11 protein-coding genes and 3 rRNA genes are annotated in these 25,716 nt (G+C 64.8%); 7 read left to right on the forward strand and 7 right to left on the reverse strand.

Translation table 11 applies throughout. The features are described 5' to 3' along the window. Positions 1-16 precede the first annotated feature (16 nt). Complete coding sequence (locus tag ACZ5QD_RS15560) at positions 17-1,471, reverse strand: catalase (RefSeq protein WP_006897962.1); 1,455 nt, start codon at positions 1,469-1,471, stop codon at positions 17-19. Positions 1,472-1,600: 129 nt separating this feature from the next. Beyond that, on the reverse strand, positions 1,601-2,593 hold the full coding sequence (locus ACZ5QD_RS15565; RefSeq protein WP_039868056.1) for an alpha/beta hydrolase: 993 nt from the start codon (positions 2,591-2,593) through the stop codon (positions 1,601-1,603). A gap of 211 nt (positions 2,594-2,804) precedes the next feature. On the opposite strand from ACZ5QD_RS15565, the gene gltB reads away from it, so the two are divergent. The 5 genes from gltB (at position 2,805) to rrf (ending at position 15,120) form a co-directional block, all read left to right on the forward strand. Beyond that, complete coding sequence (gene gltB, locus ACZ5QD_RS15570) at positions 2,805-7,439, forward strand: glutamate synthase large subunit (RefSeq protein WP_433820552.1); 4,635 nt, start codon at positions 2,805-2,807, stop codon at positions 7,437-7,439. Continuing rightward, complete coding sequence (locus tag ACZ5QD_RS15575; RefSeq protein WP_464366920.1) at positions 7,432-8,886, forward strand: glutamate synthase subunit beta; 1,455 nt, start codon at positions 7,432-7,434, stop codon at positions 8,884-8,886. The genes gltB and ACZ5QD_RS15575 overlap by 8 nt, the downstream gene beginning before the upstream one ends. 816 nt (positions 8,887-9,702) lie before the next feature. Further along, positions 9,703-11,223 (forward strand): 16S ribosomal RNA (locus ACZ5QD_RS15580). Between the two features lie 455 nt (positions 11,224-11,678). Next, positions 11,679-14,822 (forward strand): 23S ribosomal RNA (locus ACZ5QD_RS15585). Positions 14,823-15,003: 181 nt separating this feature from the next. Continuing rightward, a 5S ribosomal RNA gene (rrf, locus tag ACZ5QD_RS15590) occupies positions 15,004-15,120 on the forward strand. The 16S, 23S and 5S rRNA genes sit together here, the layout of an rRNA operon. A gap of 867 nt (positions 15,121-15,987) precedes the next feature. Here rrf and ACZ5QD_RS15595 read toward each other — a convergent pair. From ACZ5QD_RS15595 to ACZ5QD_RS15610, 4 genes are read right to left on the reverse strand one after another with little or no spacing between them, the layout of a single operon-like run. Continuing rightward, entirely contained in the window at positions 15,988-17,658 is a 1,671-nt protein-coding gene (locus ACZ5QD_RS15595; protein ID WP_464366921.1) for a dipeptide ABC transporter ATP-binding protein, read from the reverse strand. Continuing rightward, positions 17,655-18,575 carry an ABC transporter permease gene (locus ACZ5QD_RS15600; protein WP_062367813.1) on the reverse strand — a complete coding sequence of 307 codons (921 nt, stop codon included), beginning with the start codon at positions 18,573-18,575 and terminating at the stop codon, positions 17,655-17,657. Before ACZ5QD_RS15600 ends, ACZ5QD_RS15595 begins: the two co-directional genes overlap by 4 nt. Positions 18,576-18,616: 41 nt before the next feature. Continuing rightward, entirely contained in the window at positions 18,617-19,576 is a 960-nt protein-coding gene (locus ACZ5QD_RS15605; RefSeq protein ID WP_464366922.1) for an ABC transporter permease, read from the reverse strand. 2 nt (positions 19,577-19,578) lie between these two features. After that, complete coding sequence (locus tag ACZ5QD_RS15610) at positions 19,579-21,162, reverse strand: ABC transporter substrate-binding protein (protein WP_062367815.1); 1,584 nt, start codon at positions 21,160-21,162, stop codon at positions 19,579-19,581. A gap of 197 nt (positions 21,163-21,359) precedes the next feature. On the opposite strand from ACZ5QD_RS15610, the gene ACZ5QD_RS15615 reads away from it, so the two are divergent. After that, positions 21,360-23,711: an arylsulfatase gene (locus ACZ5QD_RS15615; RefSeq protein ID WP_464366923.1), complete on the forward strand. Its 2,352-nt coding sequence runs from the start codon at positions 21,360-21,362 to the stop codon at positions 23,709-23,711. Between the two features lie 185 nt (positions 23,712-23,896). Then, a complete protein-coding gene (locus ACZ5QD_RS15620; RefSeq protein WP_006898112.1) occupies positions 23,897-24,880 on the forward strand; it encodes a TauD/TfdA dioxygenase family protein in 984 nt (327 codons plus the stop codon). A 91-nt stretch (positions 24,881-24,971) separates the two neighbouring features. Here ACZ5QD_RS15620 and ACZ5QD_RS15625 read toward each other — a convergent pair whose 3' ends face one another. Continuing rightward, positions 24,972-25,394, reverse strand: a complete 423-nt coding sequence (locus ACZ5QD_RS15625) for a VOC family protein (RefSeq protein ID WP_045538342.1) — start codon at positions 25,392-25,394, stop codon at positions 24,972-24,974. Positions 25,395-25,716 lie beyond the last annotated feature (322 nt).

Genomic DNA, 25,716 nt, shown 5'->3' on the forward strand with positions numbered 1-25,716 from the left:
GATTACCGCGACGGCATCACTGTGCCGCGCGCACTCCCGCCTCGATCGCCGCACCGGTGTCGGCGTCGATGTTCCGCCAGTACTCGAAAGCCCTGGACAGGACCGGCTCGGAGACGCCGTCGAGCAGGTGACCGACCACGTTGTCGACCAACCGGCTTCGCGCGGCGTCGTCCATCACGTCGCGGACGAGTGTTCCGGGCTGCGTCACATCGTCATCCTCCGGGTGATCGACGTAGGCGCTGCGCACGATCTCACCGTCGGCCGCCCACTGCGGTTCGGCCTGTCCGGGGTACACCGCGGCCGGACCGCCCTTCGAGTTGGGCGCGTACACGGGGTCGGTGACCGGATCGATCCGCATCGCCCCGTCCTTCGAGTAACTGCGCACCTCGTTGCGCGGACGGTTGACCGGGATCTGCTTGTAGTTGGCTCCCAGCCGTGCGCGGTGTGCGTCCGAGTACGAGAAGACCCGGCCCAGGAGCATCCGGTCGGGGCTGAAACCGATTCCCGGGACGACGTTGCTCGGCTCGAAGGCCGCCTGCTCGATCTGCGCGTGATTGTCCGTCGGATTGGTGTGCAGGGTCATCTTCCCGACCTCGTGCAGCGGATAGTCGCCGTGCGGCCATACCTTCGTCAGATCGAACGGATTGAAGCGGTAGCCCGCGGCGTCGTCGAACGGCATCAGCTGCACCTTCAACGTCCACGTGGGATGATCGCCGCGATCGATCGACTCGTACAGATCCCGCATGTGGTAGTCGCTGTCCTGCCCGGCGAGCCGGTCGGCCTCCTCCTGGGTCAGGAACTCGATGCCCTGATCGGTGATGAAGTGGTACTTCACCCAGTGCTTGACGCCCTCGGCGTTGACCCACAGGTACGTGTGGGAGCTGTAGCCGTTCATGTGCCGCCAGGTGCGCGGGATGCCGCGATCGCCCATCAGCCAGGTGACCTGGTGTGAGGACTCGGGCGACAGCGTCCAGAAATCCCACTGCATGTCGTGGTCGCGGAGATTGTTGTCGGCACGCCGCTTCTGCGACCGGATGAAGTGCTGGAACTTCATCGGGTCCTTGATGAAGAACACCGGCGTGTTGTTGCCGACCATGTCGTACACACCCTCGTCGGTGTAGAACTTCAGGGCGAATCCGCGGGGGTCGCGCCAGGTGTCGGGGCTGCCCCGCTCGCCCGCGACGGTGGAGAAGCGCGCGACCATCTCGGTCTTCACTCCCGGCTGGAACAGCGAGGCGCAGGTGTAGGGCGAGACGTCGGCGGTGGTCTCGAAAGTGCCGAACGCGCCGCTTCCCTTGGCGTGGGGCTGGCGCTCGGGAATGCGTTCACGATTGAACTGGGCCATCTGCTCGAGCAGATAGTGGTCGTGCAGAACGATCGGCCCTCCGGGGCCGACGGTGAGCGAGTGCTCATCGCTGCCGGCCGGAGCGCCGGAGTCGGTAGTCGTGTAGTTGGTGGTCTCCTCGGACATATCACCCTCCCAGGAAGGTTGAGTGCGGGCTGTACGGGGCTCGGCGCCTGCCGAGGCCCCGCCTTCGACACTATCGCCCGTCCGGCAGACGTGCCCGACAAACGGACATCGGTCGCCGCGTGGCGTCCGCTATCGGCGGCGCTGCCGCGAGATGAACTCAGCGGCCGCGCCCACGGCCCGCTCCGACTCGGGGGAGAAGTACGGGAACATCTGGAAGACGTGCCCCTGACCAGGCCACTCCTGCAGCTCCGACAGTCCACCGGCGTCGAGCAGCCTGCGGTGGACGGTGCGGGCGTCGTCGGCCATGATCTCTCGCGCGCCCACCTGGATGAGGGTCGGCGGCAGGTCCATCGCGGGGGAGAGCTTGATCCGCATCCGCGGATGGTCGGGATCGGCGCCCGCGGTGTAGAGACCGAGGAAGGTCACCGCCGCGCCGACGTCGATGATCGGGTCTCGGACGCCGCGGTCGGCCAGATCTCGTGCGAGCTGGAAAGTGGGGTCGTACAGCGGCGAGAACAGTGCCATCGCCCGCGGTTGCGGCACGCCGTCGGAGTGATTGGCGGCCAGGAGGTCGAGCGCCAGGTGGCCGCCGGCCGAGTCGCCGGCCACGATGATCTGCCCGGCGTCGAACCCCTGATCGAGCAGCCAGCGGTATCCGCGGACGGTGTCGTCGCCGCCGCTGGGCCAACGATGCTCCGGACCCAACCGGTAGTCGAGGCTGAACGCACCGATCCCCGCGCGCCCGGCGAGCCGTGCGACCAGCCCGCGATGGGTGCGCGCCGAGCAGATCACGTATCCGCTTCCGTGCAGGTAATAGAGAATCGTGTCGTCGGTCGACGGTGCCGGGACGTCGGCTCGCCCGCGCCCGTGAACCCACTCTCCGCGGACCTGCCCGGAGTCGGTGAGTTCGCGGACCGGGGTGATGCGGGTGCCGCGCGGAACCGGGCTCAGCAGCGACAGGCCGCGGTTGACGCCCGGGCGGGTCATCGTCAGGAGCCGCGGACTGGCCAGGACACTCCGCCCCGCCGCGGCCATCAGCGGCCGCGAGGCGAACGTCGACCTCGAGAAGGCGCGGGCACGCAGTGACGCGCGACTTTCACCCGCGTGTGACGTGGTGTACACAGTGGGACTGTATCCACTTTTTGCCTCAGCCGGGCCCGAGTGGAATACTTGAAGTACTGCGCTTTGCGTCGAGGGGTCACCCCCTGCGACCTGAGCGGGCCAGCAATGAAGCTGAATCCCCGGGCGGTGCGCTGGTTCGCACTGACCTCTGACCCGGGACTCTCTCCAGTACGTATCAGTACGCAGCGTCGCGTGCGGAGTAGGCAGATTCATGAAGCACTTGCCGGGGCCCGTCGGGCTCTACGATCCGATCAACGAGCATGACGCATGCGGCGTCGCGTTCGTCGTCGACATGCACGGTCGCCGCAGCCGCGACATCGTCGAGAAGGCCATCACCGCCCTGGTGAACCTCGAGCATCGCGGTGCGGCCGGTGCCGAGCCCAACACGGGCGACGGCGCGGGCATCATGATTCAGGTCCCCGACCGCTTCCTGCGCGAGGTGGTGGACTTCGACCTCCCCGCCGAGGGCTCGTACGCCACCGGCATCGCCTTCCTGCCCCAGTCGGCCGGCGACGCCGCCGAGGCGGTCGAGGGCGTCGAGGAGATCATCGCCGCGGAGGGGCTCACTCTCCTCGGATGGCGCGACGTGCCGGTGGACGAGAGCTCGCTCGGCGCACTGGCGCGCGATGCGATGCCGACCTTCCGGCAGGTCTTCCTCGCGCTCGCCGGGAGCGAGGCGAGCGGGCGCACACCGTCCAGCGCGGAGATCATGGAACTCGAGCGCAAGGCCTACGTGGTCCGCAAGCGCGTCCAGTACGAGCTCGGCGAGAAGGGCGCCGGCCAGGACGGCCCCGGCCGCGACACCGTCTACTTCCCGAGCCTGTCGGGGCAGACGTTCGTCTACAAGGGCATGCTGACCACTCCTCAGCTGCGCGACTTCTACCTGGACCTGCAGGACGAGCGTGTGGAGAGCGCGCTCGGCATGGTCCACAGCCGCTTCTCGACGAACACCTTCCCGTCGTGGCCTCTCGCCCACCCGTTCCGCCGAGTCGCGCACAACGGCGAGATCAACACCGTCAGCGGTAACGAGAACTGGATGCGCGCCCGCGAGTCGCTCATCAAGACCGACGTCTTCGGCGACAGCCTCGACAAGGTGTTCCCGGTCTGCACTCCCGGCGCGTCGGACACCGCACGGTTCGACGAGGTCCTCGAGCTGCTGCACCTGGGCGGACGTACCCTGCCGCACGCAGTGCTGATGATGGTCCCGGAGGCCTGGGAGCGCAGCGAGGACATGAAGCCCGAGCATCGGGCGTTCTACGAGTACCACTCGGCACTGATGGAGGCATGGGACGGACCGGCGTCGGTCTGCTTCACCGATGGCACTGTCATCGGCGCCGTCTTGGACCGGAACGGACTGCGTCCGTCCCGCATCTGGGTCACCAAGGACGGGCTCGTGGTTCTGGGGTCGGAGGTCGGCGTCCTCGACATCGACCCCGCCGATGTGGTCGCCAAGCAGCGACTCCAGCCCGGAAAGATGTTCCTGGTAGACACCGCGCAGGGCCGCATCGTCGCCGACGAGGAGATCAAGGACTCGCTGGCCGGCGAGCAGCCGTACCAGGAGTGGCTCGACGCCAACCAGGTCGCACTGTCCGACCTGCCCGCGCCGCCGCACAAGCACATGGCGCATGATCGCGTGACGCTGCGTCAGCAGATGTTCGGCTACACCACCGAGGATCTGAAGCTGCTCATCTCGCCGATGGCCGCGACGGGCGGCGAGGCGCTGGGCTCGATGGGCACCGACACCCCGGTCGCCGTCCTGTCGAACCGGCCGCGGATGCTCTTCGATTACTTCCAGCAGCTGTTCGCCCAGGTCACGAACCCGCCGCTCGACGCCATCCGCGAGGAGGTGGTCACCAGCCTCGGCGGCCGCATCGGCGGTGAGCGCGATCTGCTGAACCCGGCCGCGGGTTCGGCCAAGCAGATCGTGCTGAGCCAGCCGATTCTCGACAACGACGATCTGGCGCGGCTCGTGGAGATCGACCCGGCCACCGGCTTCCCCTCCGTGCACATCCACGGTCTGTACCCGGTCGCCGAGGGCGGCGAAGGTCTGCGTCGGGCACTCGACGGAGTCCGCAGCAAGGTGTCGGCGGCCATCGCCGACGGCGCCCGCATCATCGTGCTCTCCGACCGCGAGTCGGACGAGACCCTCGCGCCGATCCCGTCGCTGCTGCTGACCGCGGCGGTTCATCACCACATGGTGCGTGAGCGGACCCGGACCCGGGCCAGCCTCATCATCGAGTCGGGCGACGCCCGCGAGGTGCACCACATGGCGCTGCTCGTCGGCTTCGGCGCCAGCGGCATCAACCCCTACATGGCCTTCGAGACCATCGAGGACATGCTCGAGTCGGGCAGCCTCGACGTCCCGGGGACCGAGGACATGAGCCACGAGGCCACCTTCGCCGTCGCGCGCGCCAACTACATCAAGGCGGCGGGCAAGGGCGTCCTGAAGGTGATGAGCAAGATGGGCATCTCGACGGTGCCGTCGTACACCGGCGCTCAGCTGTTCCAGGTCATCGGCTTGGGGCAGGAGGTCGTCGACGAGTTCTTCACGGGTCTGAACAGCCAGCTCGACGGCATCGGGCTCGACGAGATCGCCGACGAGGTGGCCCAGCGTCACGCTCTCGCGTTCACCAAGCGTCCCGCCGAGCGCGCTCATCGCGAACTCGAGGTCGGTGGCGAGTACCAGTGGCGCCGCGAGGGCGAGTACCACCTGTTCAACCCGGACACGGTGTTCAAGCTTCAGCACTCCACCCGCACCGGTCAGTACTCGGTGTTCAAGGAGTACACCAAGCTGGTCGACGACCAGGCCGCCAAGCTGGGCACACTGCGCGGTCTGTTCGACTTCAACTTCGGCGACCGCGACCCGATCCCGATCGACAAGGTGGAGCCGGCCAGCGAGATCGTCAAGCGTTTCTCGACGGGCGCGATGAGCTACGGCTCCATCTCGGCGGAGGCGCACGAGACGCTCGCGATCGCGATGAACCGTCTGGGTGGCCGGTCGAACTCGGGCGAGGGCGGCGAGGACCCGCGCCGCTTCGTCCACGACGAGAACGGCGACTGGCGCCGCAGTGCGATCAAGCAGGTCGCCTCCGGCCGCTTCGGTGTCACCAGCCATTACCTGAGCAACTGCACCGACATCCAGATCAAGATGGCGCAGGGCGCCAAGCCAGGCGAGGGCGGCCAGCTGCCTCCGCACAAGGTGTACCCGTGGGTCGCCGAGGTGCGCGGCAGCACGCCCGGCGTCGGCCTCATCTCGCCGCCGCCGCACCACGACATCTACTCGATCGAGGATCTCGCTCAGCTGATCCACGACTTGAAGAACGCGAATCCGCAGGCGCGGATCCACGTGAAGCTGGTGTCGGAACTGGGTGTCGGCACCGTCGCCGCGGGCGTCTCCAAGGCGCACGCGGACGTCGTCCTGATCTCCGGACACGACGGCGGCACCGGTGCGAGCCCGCTGACCTCGCTGAAGCACGCCGGCGCCCCGTGGGAGATCGGCTTGGCCGAGACCCAGCAGACACTGCTGCTCAACGGTCTGCGCGACCGCATCGTGGTGCAGGTCGACGGTCAGCTGAAGACGGGCCGTGACGTGATGATCGCCGCCCTGCTCGGTGGCGAGGAGTTCGGTTTCGCGACCGCTCCGCTGGTGGTCTCGGGCTGCATCATGATGCGCGTGTGCCACCTCGACACCTGCCCGGTGGGCGTCGCCACGCAGAACCCGCTGCTGCGTGAGCGGTTCTCCGGCAAGCCGGAGTTCGTCGAGAACTTCATGCTCTACGTCGCCGAGGAGGTGCGCGAACTGCTCGCGCGCCTGGGCTTCCGCACCCTGCAGGAGGCCGTCGGACGGTTCGAGGCGCTCGATACGCGCAAGGCGCTCGAGCACTGGAAGAACCACAAGGCCGGCAAGCTCGACCTGACGCCGATTCTGACGATGCCCGAGTCGCCGTTCATGAACCAGGACCTGTACTGCTCCGGCACGCAGGACCACGGCTTGGACAAGGCCCTCGACAACGAGCTGATCGAGAAGGCCCGGGCCGCGATCGAGTCCGGCACCCGCGTCACGCTGGCGTCCCCGATCAGCAACGTGAACCGGACGGTCGGAACCATGCTGGGCCACGAGGTCACCAAGGCCTACGGTGCCCAGGGACTGCCGGAGGGGACGATCTCCATCGACTTCACCGGTTCGGCGGGCAACAGCTTCGGCGCCTTCGTCCCGCGCGGTATCACCATGCGCATCGAGGGCGACGCGAACGACTTCGTCGGCAAGGGGCTCTCGGGCGGCAAGATCGTCGTTCGGCCGCCGCGCACCGCGCCCGCCGAATTCGTGGCCGAGGACAACATCATCGGCGGCAACGTGATCGCATTCGGCGGCACGGCGGGCAAGATCTTCCTGCGCGGTGTGGTCGGCGAGCGGTTCTGTGTCCGCAACTCGGGTGTCCAGGCGGTCGTCGAAGGCGTCGGCGACCACGGATGCGAGTACATGACCGGCGGTACTGCCGTGATTCTGGGACGTACCGGACGGAACTTCGCGGCGGGCATGTCCGGCGGCGTCGCATACGTCTACAACCCGCACGGTGAGTTCGAGGCCGACCTGAACACCGAACTGGTGGAGCTCGAAGAGCTCGACGCCGACGATCTGACCGTGCTGTCGGGCCTGCTCACCGAGCATCGCGACGAGACCGGTTCGCCGGTCGCCGCGGCGATCCTCGACGACTGGGACGTCGCCCGCGGGCACTTCGTGAAGGTGATGCCCCGCGATTACAAGAAGGTGCTCGTCGCCATCGACGCCGCCGAGCGCTCCGGACGAGATGTGAACGAAGCGATCATGGAGGCGGCACGTGGCTGATCCGAGAGGTTTTCTCAAGCACCCCGAGCGGGAGACGCCGGTCCGCCGGCCCGTCGAACTGCGGCTGCTCGACTGGAAAGAGGTGTACACCGAGTTCGACAAGGGCACCCTGCAGACGCAGGCGAGCCGCTGTATGGACTGCGGAATTCCGTTCTGCCACAACGGATGCCCGCTCGGTAACCTGATCCCCGAGTGGAACGATCTGGTGTACCGCGACCAGTGGGACGCAGGCATGGACCGACTCCACGCCACCAACAACTTCCCGGAGTTCACCGGGCGGCTGTGTCCGGCGCCCTGCGAGGCGTCGTGCGTGCTGGGCATCAATCAGCCCGCCGTGACCATCAAGCAGGTCGAGGTGGAGTTGATCGAGAAGGCCTGGGGCGACGGGACGGTGACTCCGGTGATCCCCACGCAGCGCACGGGCAAGAAGGTGGCCGTGGTCGGTTCGGGACCCGCCGGACTGGCGGCCGCACAGCAGCTCACGCGTGCCGGCCACGATGTGACCGTCTTCGAGCGCGCGGACCGGATCGGCGGTCTCCTCCGATACGGGATTCCCGAGTTCAAGATGGAGAAGCGGTTCATCGACCGCCGGCTCGCGCAGATGGAGGCCGAAGGCACCGTCTTCCGTACCGGAGTCAACGTCGGCGTCGACGTCACGGTGGAGCAACTCCGCGGCGACTTCAATGCGGTGGTCCTGGCCAACGGTTCCACCATCGGCCGTGACCTCCCGATTCCGGGACGCGAGCTCGACGGCATCCATCAGGCGATGGAGTTCCTGCCGCAGGCCAACCGCGTCCAGCACGGTGACGTGGTGGACGGCCAGATCACGGCGGAGGGCAAGCACGTCGTGATCATCGGCGGCGGCGACACCGGCGCGGACTGCCTCGGCACCTCGCTGCGCCAGGGTGCCGCGCAGGTGCACCAGTTCGAGATCATGCCCAAGCCGCCGATCGAGCGTGCCGAATCGACTCCGTGGCCGACGTACCCGCTGATGTACCGGGTCTCGTCCGCTCACGAAGAGGGCGGCGAGCGCGTGTACAGCGTGAACACCGAGGAGTTCGTCGGAGAGAACGGCAAGGTCACCGCGCTCAAGGCCCACGAGGTCAAGATGACCGGCGGCCGCTTCGAGAAGGTGGAGGGCACGGACTTCGAATTGAAGGCGGACCTGGTGCTGCTCGCGATGGGCTTCGTCGGCCCGGAGCGCGGCGATCTGCTCGACAAGCTCGGAGCCACCTACGACGCTCGAGGCAATGTGGCCCGCGGAGGCGATTTCGGTGCCGTCGGACTCCCGGGGGTGTTCGTCGCGGGCGATGCCGGACGCGGACAGTCGCTGATCGTCTGGGCGATCGCCGAGGGACGGTCCGCCGCCGCCGGCGCCGACGCGTACCTGATGGGTTCCACCCAGCTCCCGTCGCCGATCCTCCCGACGACGGTCGCGCAGCGGTAGCGACGCGGGGCCGCTGATACGTCCAGACTCATCGAACTTCTCCGAGGCTCGTCGAGTACTTCTCCCAGGCTCATCGAATGTCCTTCTAGGCTCATCGAGTAAGCGGAGGAGCGAACTAGGCTAATCGAGTAAGCGGAGGAGCGAACTAGGCTCATCGAGTAAGCGGAGGAGCGAAGCGGGGGAGCGCATCGAGATCCCCCACCAACACCCCAACAGGGCGGTCCGGCCGAAAGGCCGGGCCGCCCTGCGCCGTTCCCCCCACCACTGCGCCAAGAACTTGTCGCAGGTCACACCTGCGGCGATTTGACCTCACGTCCATCTGTGCGTAACTTATTCGGAGTCAGAGCGGCCCGGCCGCGATGACGTCCCCTTACTCTGATCGCCGCGATTTCGGTCGCGGTGTTCTTGTGCGGGGTCGGCCGAATCGGGTCTGAAAGCTTCGACTGTTCGGTGAGTCCTGTGAGGGGTCACTGATTGGTGGGTGTCTGGAGGATTGTGTTAGGCTGGTGAGGTTGCTCCGGAGACGGGGTGGCTGACAGATAATTGCAGATGTCTGCTGGTGTTCGGCCCTTGTTTGTGGGGGTTGGTTCTGGTGGGTGTGTGTTCTTTGAGAACTCGATAGTGTGTTTTGGATTTCTTGTGCCACTATTTTTTTGTTTTGTGGCGTGGGAGATTTTTGGACAGATTGTGCTTGCCGGCCCTTGTTGGGGGGTTGGTGAGTGTTTTTGGATGAATTTTTTACCATGTCAGTTTTTTTGGATTTGGTCAGGTTCTGTTTTCTGGCTTTGTGTTGAAATCTTGTGGTTTCTGCATTTTTTGTTGGAGAGTTTGATCCTGGCTCAGGACGAACGCTGGCGGCGTGCTTAACACATGCAAGTCGAACGGAAAGGCCCAGCTTGCTGGGTACTCGAGTGGCGAACGGGTGAGTAACACGTGGGTGATCTGCCCTGGACTCTGGGATAAGCCTGGGAAACTGGGTCTAATACCGGATAGGACCACTGATTGCATGGTTGGTGGTGGAAAGCTTTTGCGGTTCAGGATGGGCCCGCGGCCTATCAGCTTGTTGGTGGGGTAATGGCCTACCAAGGCGACGACGGGTAGCCGACCTGAGAGGGTGATCGGCCACACTGGGACTGAGACACGGCCCAGACTCCTACGGGAGGCAGCAGTGGGGAATATTGCACAATGGGCGCAAGCCTGATGCAGCGACGCCGCGTGAGGGATGACGGCCTTCGGGTTGTAAACCTCTTTCGCTAGGGACGAAGCGTAAGTGACGGTACCTGGAGAAGAAGCACCGGCCAACTACGTGCCAGCAGCCGCGGTAATACGTAGGGTGCGAGCGTTGTCCGGAATTACTGGGCGTAAAGAGCTCGTAGGCGGTTTGTCGCGTCGTCTGTGAAATTCTGCAACTCAATTGCAGGCGTGCAGGCGATACGGGCAGACTTGAGTACTACAGGGGAGACTGGAATTCCTGGTGTAGCGGTGAAATGCGCAGATATCAGGAGGAACACCGGTGGCGAAGGCGGGTCTCTGGGTAGTAACTGACGCTGAGGAGCGAAAGCGTGGGGAGCGAACAGGATTAGATACCCTGGTAGTCCACGCCGTAAACGGTGGGTACTAGGTGTGGGGCTCATTTCACGAGTTCCGTGCCGTAGCTAACGCATTAAGTACCCCGCCTGGGGAGTACGGCCGCAAGGCTAAAACTCAAAGGAATTGACGGGGGCCCGCACAAGCGGCGGAGCATGTGGATTAATTCGATGCAACGCGAAGAACCTTACCTGGGTTTGACATACACCAGAAAGCCGTAGAGATACGGCCCCCCTTGTGGTTGGTGTACAGGTGGTGCATGGCTGTCGTCAGCTCGTGTCGTGAGATGTTGGGTTAAGTCCCGCAACGAGCGCAACCCTTGTCCTGTATTGCCAGCGGGTTATGCCGGGGACTTGCAGGAGACTGCCGGGGTCAACTCGGAGGAAGGTGGGGATGACGTCAAGTCATCATGCCCCTTATGTCCAGGGCTTCACACATGCTACAATGGCGCGTACAGAGGGCTGCGAGACCGTGAGGTGGAGCGAATCCCTTAAAGCGCGTCTCAGTTCGGATTGGGGTCTGCAACTCGACCCCATGAAGTCGGAGTCGCTAGTAATCGCAGATCAGCAACGCTGCGGTGAATACGTTCCCGGGCCTTGTACACACCGCCCGTCACGTCATGAAAGTCGGTAACACCCGAAGCCGGTGGCCTAACCCTTGTGGAGGGAGCTGTCGAAGGTGGGATCGGCGATTGGGACGAAGTCGTAACAAGGTAGCCGTACCGGAAGGTGCGGCTGGATCACCTCCTTTCTAAGGAGCAAACAACACGTCGATGCTGGTGCCGAATGTGTATCGGGTCGGTGTTTGTTCATGGGTGAAACACAAGAATCCATCATTTGTTTGTCGGTGGCCTGCGAGATGCGGGCGGGCCGGCGGGTGGTCGACCGTGAGTGATTGCGGTTGTGGACGAAGCACACTATCGGGGTTCTGAGGGAACACGCGTTCTGCGCGGGTTGTCTTGGTGCTCACTGTTTTCCGCCCCGAGTGTGGGGTGTTGGGGGTGGTGGGTGTGTGTTGTTTGAGAAGTGCATAGTGGATGCGAGCATCTAGCCCAGCGAGTTCCTTGGTGTTCTTGTTGGGTTGTGTGTTCTGCAATTTCGATTCTGGTTTGTGCGATCGCGTGTTGTGATCGTTGATTTTTGTTTGTTGTCCGCATTCGCGTCTCGGGCACTGTTGTGGTGTGTGGGGTGTGTTTGTGGGTGTTGTTGTAAGTGTTTGAGGGCGTTCGGTGGATGCCTTGGTACCAGGAGCCGATGAAGGACGTGGTAGGCCGCGATAGTCCTCGGGGAGTTGTCAAACGAGCTGTGATCCGAGGGTGTCCGAATGGGGAAACCCAGCACCAGTGATGTGGTGTTACCCACTCGTGAATGTATAGCGGGTGTGGAGGGAACGTGGGGAAGTGAAACATCTCAGTACCCACAGGAAGAGAAAACAAGTGTGATTCCGTGAGTAGTGGCGAGCGAAAGCGGAGGAGGCTAAACCATGCGTATGTGATACTCGGCAGGGGTTGTGCGTGTGGGGTTGTGGGGTGATCGTTCATCGTGCTGCCGTGCGGTGGGTCAGTGATAAATCGACATGTTAGGTGAAGTGGCCTGGAATGGTCTGCCGTAGTGGGTGAGAGTCCCGTAGCTGAAAGCGTGTTGACTGGCTTCGATTGTTCCCAAGTAGCAGCGGGCTCGTGGAATCTGCTGTGAATCTGCCGGGACCACCCGGTAAGCCTAAATACTTTCTGGTGACCGATAGCGGACTAGTACCGTGAGGGAAAGGTGAAAAGTACCCCGGGAGGGGAGTGAAATAGTACCTGAAACCGGACGCTTACAATCCGTCAGAGCCTGCGCACCTTTCGGGGTGGTGGGTGATGGCGTGCCTTTTGAAGAATGAGCCTGCGAGTTAGTGCTCAGTGGCGAGGTTAACCCGTGTGGGGTAGCCGTAGCGAAAGCGAGTCTGAATAGGGCGTGTTGAGTCGCTGGGTCTAGACCCGAAGCGGAGTGATCTACCCATGGCCAGGGTGAAGCAGCTGTAAGAGGTTGTGGAGGCCCGAACCCACTTCAGTTGAAAATGGAGGGGATGAGTTGTGGGTAGGGGTGAAAGGCCAATCAAACTCCGTGATAGCTGGTTCTCCCCGAAATGCATTTAGGTGCAGCGTTGCGTGTTTCTTACTGGAGGTAGAGCTACTGGATGGCCGATGGGCCCTATCAGGTTACTGACGTCAGCCAAACTCCGAATGCCGGTAAGTGAGAGCGTGGCAGTGAGACTGCGGGGGATAAGCTTCGTAGTCGAGAGGGAAACAGCCCAGATCGCCGGCTAAGGCCCCTAAGCGTGTACTAAGTGGAAAAGGATGTGGGGTCGCTGAGACAACCAGGAGGTTGGCTTAGAAGCAGCCACCCTTGAAAGAGTGCGTAATAGCTCACTGGTCAAGTGATTCTGCGCCGACAATTTAGCGGGGCTCAAGTACACCGCCGAAGCCGCGGCACTCACACATTTCATCCATGCCTGCCTGCGGGTGGGTGTGTAGTGGTGTGGGTGGGTAGGGGAGCGTCCTGCATCCGTGGAAGCAGCGGAGTGATCCAGTTGTGGAGGGTGTGGGAGTGAGAATGCAGGCATGAGTAGCGAAAGACAAGTGAGAAACTTGTCCGCCGGATGACCAAGGGTTCCTGGGCCAGGTTAATCCGCCCAGGGTGAGTCGGGACCTAAGGCGAGGCCGACAGGCGTAGTCGATGGACAACGGGTTGATATTCCCGTACCCGTGTATCCGCGCCCAGTGATGAATCATCTGTACTAACCATCCAAAAGCTGTCGTTGATTTCTTCGGATTTCTCTGATGGTGGCTGCGTGGGACCTTGGGTGTAGTAGTCAAGCGATGGGGTGACGCAGGAAGGTAGCCGGGCCAACTGGTGGAATAGTTGGTGTAAGCCTGTAGGGTGAGACATAGGCAAATCCGTGTCTTTTTGAGCCTGAGAGGTGATGCGTAGCCGTTGTGGTGAATTCGGTGATCCTATGCTGTCGAGAAAAGCCTCTAGTGAGTTGGTACACGGCCCGTACCCCAAACCGACACAGGTGGTCAGGTAGAGAATACTAAGGCGATCGAGTGAACTGTGGTTAAGGAACTCGGCAAATTGCCCCCGTAACTTCGGGAGAAGGGGGACCACGACCGGTGATCACTTTTTCGGTGTGAGCTGGTGGTGGTCGCAGAGACCAGAGAGAAGCGACTGTTTACTAAAAACACAGGTCCGTGCGAAGTCGTAAGACGATGTATACGGACTGACGCCTGCCCGGTGCTGGAAGGTTAAGAGGACCGGTTAATCATCTTTCGGGGTGGTGAAGCTGAGAATTTAAGCCCCAGTAAACGGCGGTGGTAACTATAACCATCCTAAGGTAGCGAAATTCCTTGTCGGGTAAGTTCCGACCTGCACGAATGGCGTAACGACTTCTCTGCTGTCTCAACCACAGGCTCGGCGAAATTGCAGTACGAGTAAAGATGCTCGTTACGCGCGGCAGGACGAAAAGACCCCGGGACCTTCACTATAGCTTGGTATTGGTGTTCGGTGCGGTTTGTGTAGGATAGGTGGGAGACTGTGAAGCCGGCACGCTAGTGTGGGTGGAGTCGTTGTTGAAATACCACTCTGATCGTATTGGGCTTCTAACCTCGGACCCTGATCGGGTTCAGGGACAGTGCCTGGTGGGTAGTTTAACTGGGGCGGTTGCCTCCTAAAGTGTAACGGAGGCGCCCAAAGGTTCCCTCAGCCTGGATGGCAATCAGGTGTTGAGTGTAAGTGCACAAGGGAGCTTGACTGTGAGACGTACATGTCGAGCAGGGACGAAAGTCGGGACTAGTGATCCGGCACCGGCATGTGGAAGCGGTGTCGCTCAACGGATAAAAGGTACCCCGGGGATAACAGGCTGATCTTCCCCAAGAGTCCATATCGACGGGATGGTTTGGCACCTCGATGTCGGCTCGTCGCATCCTGGGGCTGGAGTAGGTCCCAAGGGTTGGGCTGTTCGCCCATTAAAGCGGCACGCGAGCTGGGTTTAGAACGTCGTGAGACAGTTCGGTCTCTATCCGCCGCGCGCGTGTAGAAACTTGAGGAAACCTGTCCCTAGTACGAGAGGACCGGGACGGACGAACCTCTGGTGTGCCAGTTGTTCCGCCAGGAGCACTGCTGGTTAGCTACGTTCGGAAGGGATAACCGCTGAAAGCATCTAAGCGGGAAGCCTGTTCCAAGATGAGGTTTCTCACCCACCTTCGGGTGGGGTAAGGCCCCCTACAGATGATGGGGTTGATAGGCCGGAACTGTACGCACAGTAATGTGTTCAGGTGACCGGTACTAATCGGCCGAGGACTTACCAACAACACTCACCAACAATTCTTTTCGGATTCAACGAATCACGACGGATGGGTTGTGTGAGTCGGTTTCGGTGATTGCGTACACGCACACAGAATGTTTGCTCGTTCATCCACTATGTACTTCTGAAACAACACACAGACCACAACTCTGGTGAGGGGTTGTGGTGTGGATGGTTTCATATTGTTACGGCGGCTATAGCGGTGGGGAAACGCCCGGTCCCATTCCGAACCCGGAAGCTAAGCCCACCTGCGCCGATGGTACTGCACTGTAATGGGTGTGGGAGAGTAGGACACCGCCGAACACAACTTGTTGAGCCCCGATCAGACACCGTCTGATCGGGGCTCAACCCATTTCCCGGGACGTGCCCCCCGGCGAGTGTTGTCTGGGGTACGGCGCGCCTGACAGACCGCGAACGCACCCTCTTCAGACTGGCTTCAGGCTGGTTGAGCGAGCGAAGCGAGTCGAAACCACCACACGCGAGCAGAGTGGTCTCGATACGGCGTGCTCGCTGCGCTCACTCGCCTACTCGACAAACCTCGAGGGAGCCGGAGATTCCAGGCCGGTCGAGCGAGCACCCCCTTCAGGCTTGTTGAGCGAGCGGAGCGAGTCGAAACCACCACACGACGGGGAGAGTGGTCTCGATACGGCGTGCTCGCTGCGCTCACCCGCCTACTCGACAAACCGCGGGGGAGCCGGCGATTCCAGGCCGGCTGAGCGAGCACCCCCTTCAGGCTGGTTGAGCGAGCGAAGCGAGTCGAAACTTTGCACAGAGGCAGAGCGGTCTCGATACGGCGTGCTCGCTACGCTCACTCGCCTACTCGACAAACCTCGGGGGAGCCGGCGATTCCAGGCCGGTCGAGCGCGCACCCCCTTCAGGCTGGTTGAGCGAGCGAAGCGAGTCGAAACTTTGCACAGAGGCAGAGCGGTCTCGATACGACGCGCTCGCTACGCTCACCCGCCTACTCGACGAGCCTCGGGGCGACGGCTGGTTGAGCGAGCGAAGCGAGTCGAAACCATCGCACGGGGTGCAGAGTGGTCTCGATACGGTGTGCTCGCTGCGCTCGCTCGCCTACTCGACGAGCCTCGGGGGACGGCGATCGGCTTCCCGCAGGTATGGACTGTGTTGATACGGCGGGGTTCGTGTGCGGGGGCCGCGGCGCGATCTGGGCTACGAGGTTGCGGGCAGCAGCTCGCGGCCGAGGCGGTCTCGTTCGGGGTCGGGGGCGGGGACCGCGTGCACCAGAGTGCGGGTGTAATCGGTGGCGGGCTGAACGAAGATCCTTGTCGCACTGCCGGACTCGACGACACGCCCGGCCTTGAGGACGGTCACGCGGTCGGACACCTGGCGGACGACGGCGAGGTCGTGGCTGATGAACAGTGCCGCGAAGCCGATGTCGGCCTGCAACTGTGCGAACAGCTCCAATACGCGGGCCTGGACGGAGACGTCCAGCGCGCTCGTCGGCTCGTCGGCGATGAGGAGTTTGGGGTCCGTCGAGAGCGCACGGGCGAGGGCGACGCGCTGACGCTGACCACCCGACAACTCGTATGGCAGGCGAGAGGCGAACGAGGTCGGCAATTGCACGGCCGACAGCAGTTCGGCGACCCGAGCCGCGCGTGAGCGGCGGTCCCCGATCCTTTGGATCTCCAGCGGCTCACGGATGGACTCGGCGACGGTGAAGCGCGGGTCGAGAGAGGCGGTCGGGTCTTGCGGAACGAAGGCGATGCGGCGCCGCGCTGCTCGGAGGTCCTTGCCGGAGAGTTCGGCGAGATCGTCGCCATCCAGCAGGATACGGCCGCCGGCCAGGGGCAGCAGGCCGCCGATGGCTCGCCCGAGGGTCGTCTTTCCGGAGCCGGACTCGCCGACCACCCCGACCACCTCACCGGACTCGACCACCAGCGACACGTCCGACAGCGCTACGTGCGGGTTCGACCCGAACGATCCCGGATGCTCGACGGTCACGCCGTCGACCACGACGACCGGCGTCGGTCCGTGCGCGGCGTGGCGTCTGCTGTCCCGCGACGCGGTGTCCAAGCGCGGAACGGCGGCCAGCAACTGGCGTGTGTAGGGTGCGGAGGGCTCGGCGAAGATCCGTCCCACGTCGCCGGTCTCCACCGTCTCCCCGAGTTGCACCACCACTACGCGGTCAGCGATCTCGGCGACGACACCGAGGTTGTGCGTGATGAGCAGAATGCCTGCGCCCGTGCGCTCGCGGAGACGGACGAGGAGTTCGAGGATCTCTCGCTGCACCGAGACGTCGAGGGCTGTGGTCGGCTCGTCGGCGAGCAGCAGGGCCGGGTCGCCGGCGAGCGCGAGTGCGGTGACCACACGCTGTTTCTGGCCGCCGGATAGCTGGTGCGGATAATAGCCGACACGGACCTCCGGTTCAGGTAGGTCGACGAGTCGGAGCAGTTCCACGGCCCTGGCGCGCACCGCCGCCCGGGACAGACCGCTGTGCCGGGTGAGCGCCTGGCGAAGCTGCCAGCCGATGGTCTGGACCGGGTTCAGCGCGGTCTGCGGTTCCTGGAAGACCATGGCCACGCGGTCGCCCCGAAGGCGAGCGAGGTCCTTCTCCGGAAGACCGAGAATCTCGCGTCCGTCGACCCGAACCGAACCGGTGGCCGTCGCACCGTCGGGCAGGAGACCGATCGCGGCCCGTGCGGTCATGGTCTTGCCCGATCCGGATTCTCCTACGAGAGCGACGATTTCGCCGCGATCGACGCGGAGGCTGATTCCGGAGACCGCCGGACGCGGATAGGCGAACCGCACGTGCAGGTCGGTCACTTCCAGGGCCGGAGGAACGGACGGTACGGGTACGGCGGGGGAGGACGCGGCGGTCATCGGAGGTTCCTTCTGTCGTTCGAGATCGACTGGGCGATCAGGTAGAGCCCGAGTACGAGAGCGGAGATGACGAACAGTGGTCCGAGCGAGAACCACGGATTGGTCTCCAGGTAGTTGTTTCCGGCGGCGATGAGGCCGCCGAGCGACGGAGTCGATGGGACGACGCCGATCCCCAGATAGCCCAGCGCACCTTCGATGAAGACCCCGAGCGACAGCGACAGCGCGAACTGCACGCCGAGCGCCTCCACCGAGTTCGGCAGCACATGCCGCAGCAGGATCCGTCCGGTCCCGGCGCCGCTGACCCGCGCTGCTTCGACATACGGCTGCTCGCGTACTCGCAGTACCGAGGTCCGCACCAGTCGGCCGAAGACGGGGATCTCGGCGATCGCGATGACGATGCCGACCGTGAGCGCGCCGGGACCCAGGATCGCGGCCAGCGCGATGCCGAGGATCAGCGCCGGGAAAGCGAGGATCACGTCGAAGACGCGCTGCGCGACGCTGTCGGCGAGCGGCACGGTGACCGACACAAGCCCGACGAGCGTGCCGAGGGCGGCACCGATGGGGACGGCGATGAGAATGATGAGCAGGTCCACGCGGATGCCGACGAGCGTGCGTGCGAGGACGTCGCGGTTCACGTCGTCGGTGCCGAACCAGTGATCGGCGCTGGGCGCAAGCAGATACGCGCCCTCGATCTGCTGGTCGGCGCCGTGCGAGAGGAAAAGGGGACCGAATACCCCGGCGGCGACGACAGCGAGGACGAGAACGGTCCCGACGAGGCCGGAGCCGCGTAGGAGGCTCCGGTAGAGCGGCAGCCGCGCGCGTGTCTCGTCACGGTCTGCGGGTGCCTCCGGCAGCAGTCCCGGACCGACGGGCAGGGCTTCGCCGGACGAACTGGATGGTGGCTGCGGTATCAGCACCCCGGGCCTGGGGTCGGATGGTCGGGCGTCGGAAGAACGAGTCACTGTGCACCTGCCAGTCGGATTCGAGGGTCGAGCCAGGCGTGTACGACGTCGGCGGCGAGCTGAATCAGCACGAACGCGGTGACCGACAGGAGCACGAGCACCTGGACGAGGGGGTAGTCGCGGGCGGAGATGCCCTCTTCGGTGAGCAACCCGAGCCCCGGCCAACCGAAGATCGATTCGACGAGCACCGCCCCGCCGAGCAATGCGCCGACGATCAGACCGAAAGCGGTGACGGTGGACGGCAGCGCGTTGCGCAGAGCGTGCTTGAGGACGACATCACGACGGGTCGCGCCGGTGGCGATCGCAGTGGTGGCGTACGGCTGTGCGAGTTCGGTCCGCAGGGCTTCGGTGAGGAACCGCGCCAGCATCGCCCCGGCGGGAAGCCCGAGGGTGAGGGCGGGCAATAGCAGATACTGCGCGGTGATCCCGAGGTCGTCGGTGAGTCCGTTGGGCGGGGTGCCGCCTGCGGGCAGTACTCGCCAGCGGATGCCGAAGAGGGCAATCAGGACAGTGCCGACCACGAAGGTGGGCAACGCTATCGCGACCGCGTTGATCCCGGTGAGGACCGCGTTGAGTACCCGTCCTCGCCAGATCACGGCGCTCAGCGACAACGCCAGCCCGAGGCTCACCGCCCCCGCGGTCGCAGCCGCGGTCAGCACGAGGGTGTTGGTGAGGCCGAAGGAGATCAGATCGCCGATGTCGCCGCCCACCTGGTAGCTGGTTCCGAAGTCGAGGGTGAACAGGGCGCTGATCCATGCCCAGTACTGACTGAAGAAACCACGGTCGAGTCCGAGGTCATGACGGATGGCGGCGAGTTGCTCCGGCCCGGCGTCGGGACCCGCCAGAGCCGATTCCGGACCTCCGGGGATGAGCCGGAGCACGGCGAACACGAGCAGAGAGGCGGCGAGCAGAACGACGACGGCCGTCGGAATCCGGCGAATGAGATATCTGGTCATGGTCAGGACCTCCGATCAGAGGTGGCGAGGCTGGTGTGATCGAAATGGAGCTGGTCGCGGCGGTCCCAGTCGACTCCGTGGACCGTCGGCGCCGCGGTCACGCTCGAGATGACGACACCGATCTCGATCAGGAAGAGGTCGTCGAGCCAGACACGGTCGAGTCGGCGATAGGCGTCCAGAGCCTGCGGAGACGCCGGATCGGCGATCTTCCAGGCGGCGTCGGCCGCCGACGAGTACTCGGCGCTCGAGTAGTTCGAGGAGTTCTTGGCTGCGTTGAACGGATACGCCGAGACCGCCAGCGTCGACGGTGTGAACTGCGCGAAGGCATGCTGCAGTATCCACAGCCCGGAGAACTGACCGCCGATCAGTTTGGTGGCCTGCACGGTCCGGTCATTGGGAACGAGATTCGCGGTGATCCCGACCTCGCGCAGGTTCGACTGGATGATCTCCGCAACGATCCGGTCCGAGCCGCCGGTGGTGTAGTCGAGGTCGATCGGCGGGACCGGCCCGGCCTCACGCAGGAGGTCGCGGGCCCGCTGGAGATCCCGGCGATAGGTACGGTTGCCCGACTCGTCGTAGGCGGGCGAGGTCCGGGGCCACGGCAGATTCACCGGATAGCCGGAGCCGCGATAGACGTCCTTGATGATCCGATCCCTGTCGACCGCGTAGGCGATGGCGCGACGCACCCGGGGGTCGCCGAGCGCCGGGTTGGCCACATTGACGCCCACATACACCTGGGACTCGCCGCCGGTGAGCTGAATGTCGCTGAAGCCGTAACGGCGCGTGGCGATCTGGTGGTCGCTGTCGGTCAGTCCGCTGGCCACGTCGAGCTGTCCGGTGCGCAGCCGGGTGTAGAGCGACTTGGGATCGCGGGCTTCGACGAAGGTGACGGCGTCGAGCGGCGCCGCCCCGCCCCAGTACCCGGTGTTGCGGACCAGACGCACCGAGGAGTTCGGCGTCCACGAGTCGAACCGGAACGGGCCGGTGCCGTTGAACGACTTGCCGGCCTTGAGCTCATCGATCTTGGATCCGTCGAGGACGGGCGCGGAGTCGAGCAGGTCGAAGACGTTGCCCGTGGGGTGCGCGAACGTCAGCACGATGCGGTGGGGATCGCTGACGTCGTACGAGGTGATGGCGGCCGCGGTGCGCTTGAACTGCGGTGTCCACGGACCGCCCAGGTACGCCTGGAGCGACGCGCGAACGTCTGTCGAGGTGAACGGGCGCCCGTCGTGGAAGCGGACGTGCTCGCGCAGATTCAGCGTCAGTGTCTTGCCGTCCGGTGCCGTGCTCCACGAGGTCGCCAGTGAGGGCCGCGGCGTGAGGGTGGCGTGGTCGTAGGTGATCAGAGTGTCGTACACGTTCGCGAGAACGTGGCCGTTGACGCTGCCGGTACCGATCTGCAGGAAGGTCTTGGGCGAGAGGTCGCCGAGTACTCCCACGCGCAGATCACCGCCGGCCGCGACGGGGCCGGACGTCGCGGTGGTCTGCTGCGCCTCGACCGCGCTGCGGCAACCACCGAGGCCGAGCACGACGACGACGGTCAGGGCGAGCACCCACGGTTTTCGCGAGCGCGGAATCGGGAACATGCGAAGGTCTGCTTTCTCGAAGAGGACGGTGATCGCGGAAATGCGCGACTTCGAGGAATCATTCGCGGGTGGCGACCGAATGTAATCGGTTGCGTTCAGCCCGAATCTAAACTTTGACCGCAGATCGGAGAGTGAGGCATCTTCGCGCAAGCGCCGAAACGCTGATTCGGCGAATAACGCGAACAGGAAGCAGGCAGATGTCCGGCAACGACGGCAATTCAATTCCCGCTCACGCGCGAGGTTACGAGGATTTCGGCGGCGCAGTCGGCCGCACCACCTCGGTGTCGACGCCGTGGTGGCCGCCCGAGCCCGAACCGCCGGCCGGCGCGCCGAACATCGTCGTGGTCCTGGTCGACGATCTCGGATACTCCGATGTCGGTCCCTTCGGCGCCGAGATCCCGACGCCGAACATCGACCGGCTCGCGCGGAGCGGGTTCCGGCTGAGCAACTACCACACCACACCGGTGTGCTCACCGGCGCGTGCGGCGCTGCTGACCGGCGTCAACCCGCACCGTGCGGGCTACGGCAGCGTCGCCAACTCCGACCCCGGCTTTCCCGGGCTGCGCCTGGAACTGGCCGACGACGTGCTCACGCTGCCGGAGATACTGCGGGAGTCCGGGTACGCCACCTTCGCTGTCGGTAAGTGGCATCTGGTGCGGGACGCCGACATGAGCCCGGGGCGGTCGCGGAAGTCGTGGCCCCTGCAGCGCGGCTTCGACAGCTACTACGGTTCGCTGGAGGGCTTGAACTCGTTCTTCAACCCGAATCAGCTGATCGCCGACAACTCGGTGGTCGACGTCGACGAGTATCCCGACGGGTACTACGTCACCGACGATCTCACGGACCGGGCGATCGACCAGATCACAGCGTTGCGCGCACACGACGCGGACAAGCCCTTCTTCCTGTACTTCGCGCACATCGCGATGCATGGACCGCACCAGGCGAAAGCCGACGACCTGGCTCGTCACCGCGGCAGGTACGCCGAAGGCTGGGACGAGGTGCGCCGCAAACGCTTCGCGCGACAGATCGCCGACGGTCTGTTCGACCCCGGCACGCCGATCGCCGAGCGCAACACCGAACCCGGCTACGACGCGCCGCGCTGGGACGACTTGAACGACGACGAGAAGCGCCGCTACCAGCGTTACCAGGAGGTGTACGCGGCGCTCGTCGACAGCGTCGACCAGAGCGTCGGGCGGCTCATCGGCCTACTCGAGGATCTCGGTGAGCTCGAGGACACGATCATCGTGTTCACCTCCGACAACGGTGGCACCGCAGAGGGCGGGGCCACCGGAACACGGTCGTACTTCAGCCAGTTCGTGCACGGTCCGGTGCCCGATGACTGGGAGCGCGACGTGCCGCACGACGAGGAGCTGATCGGCTCGGCCGACCTCGGCGTTCACTATCCGCGCGGCTGGGGCCAGGCGTCCAACACCCCCTTCCGCTTCTACAAGGGCCAGACCTTCGCAGGCGGCGTGCGGGTGCCGTTCGTGATGTCGTGGCCGAGCGGGCTGCCGCGGACCGAGGGAGACAACGGCGTCCGGCGGCAGTTCTCGTACGTCACCGACCTCGCGCCGACTCTGCTGGAGCTGGCCGGCGTGCCGACTCCCGCGACACGTCAGGGCGTGCCCGCGGTGGAACGGGACGGCGTCAGCATCGCCGAGGTGCTCCGCGACCCGGCGGCGTCCTCGCCGCACATCGAGCAGTACGCGGAGTTCGGGGGCCATCGCGGTTTCTATCGTGACGGCTGGAAGCTGTTGTCGCTGCACGACCACCGCCCCGACCGCGTCGACGCACCCCGCTGGCAGCTGTACGACGTGCGCACCGACCCCGCGGAGACGAACGACGTGGCCGCGGAACATCCCGACCTCGTGGCGGAACTGGCGCGGGCATGGGACGCCGCGGCCTGGCACAACACGGTGTTCCCGCTCTTCGACACCGCGGACGCACCGCAGCGGCGACGCCCGGCCGAGGACTGCCGGTACGCATCGCCGGTCCGGATCCTGGCCGGGACGCCGACCCTCGAACGGTACCGGTCGAGTCGGCTCATCGCCTACCGAGACTTCGACGTGATCGTCGAACTGCGGGGCTGGTCGGCCGAGGACGAAGGGGTGCTGGTCGCGCACGGCGACCAGCAGGGCGGCTACCTGCTGGCGGTGGAGGACGGGCGGCTGACGTTCACCTTCAATTCCTACGGCCGGATCCAGCGGGTCACCGGTGCTCTGCCGCCCGGAACGGACACCGTCACCCTCCGGGCGGCCGCGACACCGCGGGTGAGGTGGGACTTCACCGTGCTCGCCTCGGCCTCAGGCGATGAGACGGTGGTCGCGTCCCTGCCCGATGCGGTGCAACTGGTCGGAATGGCGCCGTGGACCGGGATCTCGGTGGGTCGCGACGCACGCGGCGCCGTCGACCCGCAGCTGCGCCGCCGTCGCGGCGTCTTCCGTGCCGGTCCCGCCCTGGTGGCCGTCACCTACCGGCCCGGCCCGGTGCGGGTCCCCGAAGACGTGCGGCGAGAGATCGACGATCACGCCGCCGACCACGCGGATTGAGGCTCTGCGTCCTTTCGATCAGGGTGAGTGAATATCTCGCGGCAGATCGAGCCGACTGATTTCATTGAATTACCGAATCGGTATCTCATCAATCAGTTCCTCACTCACAGGCGAAGCATCGGCATTCGCCGATTCAGTGATGAATTCACACCATTCCAACCACATTCTTCGAGAGGGATCTCGCTATGACCGTCACGTCCATCTCCAATCGCGCCGACCGCGAAGAGGCCGCGCGAAAGATCTATTCCGAAGCAGGCATCACGGTCGACCGACTCGGTGAGAACATCGGCGCCAGAATCGGCGGAGTGCGCCTGGGCGGGGAGTTGCCCGCCGAACAGGTCGAGGCGATCCGCCTCGCCCTCGCCGCGAACAAGGTGGTCGTCTTCACCGACCAGCATCATCTCGACGACGACGGTCAGTACGCGTTCGCCGAACTGCTCGGCGATCCGACTCTTCCGCACCCCACGGTCACCTCCCGCGGTTCGCAGCTGTTGACGATCGAAGGCGCCGCCAACAGCTGGCATACGGACGTCTCCTTCGTCGACCGCGTCCCGAAGGCGTCCATCCTGCGCGCGGTGACGCTGCCGGCGTGGGGCGGAGCCACCACCTGGGCCTCGACCGTGGCGGCCTACGAGCAACTGCCCGCGCCGCTGCGGGCGCTGGTCGACGGGCTGTGGGCCAAGCACACCAACTTCTACGACTACGTGACCGCCGAACACGACGGCGGTGACGAGGAGACGCGCCGTCGCGCCGACCACTACCGCGAGTTCACGAGCGCCGCGTACGAGACGCTCCATCCGGTGGTGCGGGTGCATCCGGAGACCGGGGAGCGGAGTCTGCTGCTCGGGCATTTCGTCAAGGAGTTCCCGGCGCTCAAGCCCGCCGAGTTCGGTCCGCTGTACCAGCTGCTGCAGAACCGAATCACCCGGCTCGAGAACACCTTCCGGTGGAATTGGAGTCTCGGCGATGTGGCGATCTGGGACAACCGTGCCACGCAGCACTACGGCATCGCCGACTTCGGCGGGCAGAAGCGGGAACTGCACCGGATCACGCTCGCCGGCGACGTCCCGGTGAGCATCGACGGCGAGAGCAGCCGGATCATCGCCGGCGACGCATCGCACTACTCGGTGGTGGAGGAGCCGCGCCGGTTGGGCGTATACGCGGCGTGACCTACGCTGCGTGACTTACGCGGCGGCGGCCCGGCACTGCGGTGTCGGGCCGCCTCGGGCTCACCGCGGCCGGGGTCCGACCGCCGTCTCACTACTCTCCCGCGCAAAAGAACGCCCACATCACGCCGAATCGGTCGAACACCTGGCCGTACCATCCGCCCCAGGGCGCGCGGGCGAAGGGCATGGCCTCGCGGCCGCCGCCCTCGACCAACCGCTGGAGGTAGGTGCGCGCCTGGTCCGGAGTGTCCGTCGTGTAGAGCAGCGAGTAGGCCGTTCCCTGCACGGCGTAGTCGTGACCGTCCGGCATCGCGTCGGCGCCGGCGATGATGCCTGCGTCCGTCACCAGAGTCGCGTGCGCTACCGCCTGCGGGTCGGGGTCGAAGGGCATTCCGGGCATCGGGTTGTCTCCGTAGCGGAGGATCTGGAGCTCCCCTCCGAAGACGTCGTGCCAGTGCTGCATTGCCTCGGCTGTGGTGCCGGGCAATGCGATGTACGTTGCGATCGACTCTGCCATGTCTCGCTCCTTCGGGGCCGGTGGTCTCTGTAGTATGCGCGCACCTCGAGGGCGCGGGGGAGGTGTCCGGCCGACCTGGCTCATACCGCGGCCCGTGAGTGAAACCGGACTCTTTCCGCGCCGGAGGCTAACGCGTGGTGCGTCGTCGACGACACTCTGGATAGGGAGTGAGCCTACTGCGGGCTCGGAGTGGAAAGGACAGACATGCCGACGAGTCGCCAACGACGCAAGACCCCGCGAACGATGCTCGCGCGTGTCGTCGGCAACTGGCGCCGTGTTCCCCGGGAGCTGTCTGAGCAGCGAGAACGTCTCGTCACTCAGC

The sequence above is a fragment of the Gordonia sp. J1A genome (genome assembly GCF_055393515.1).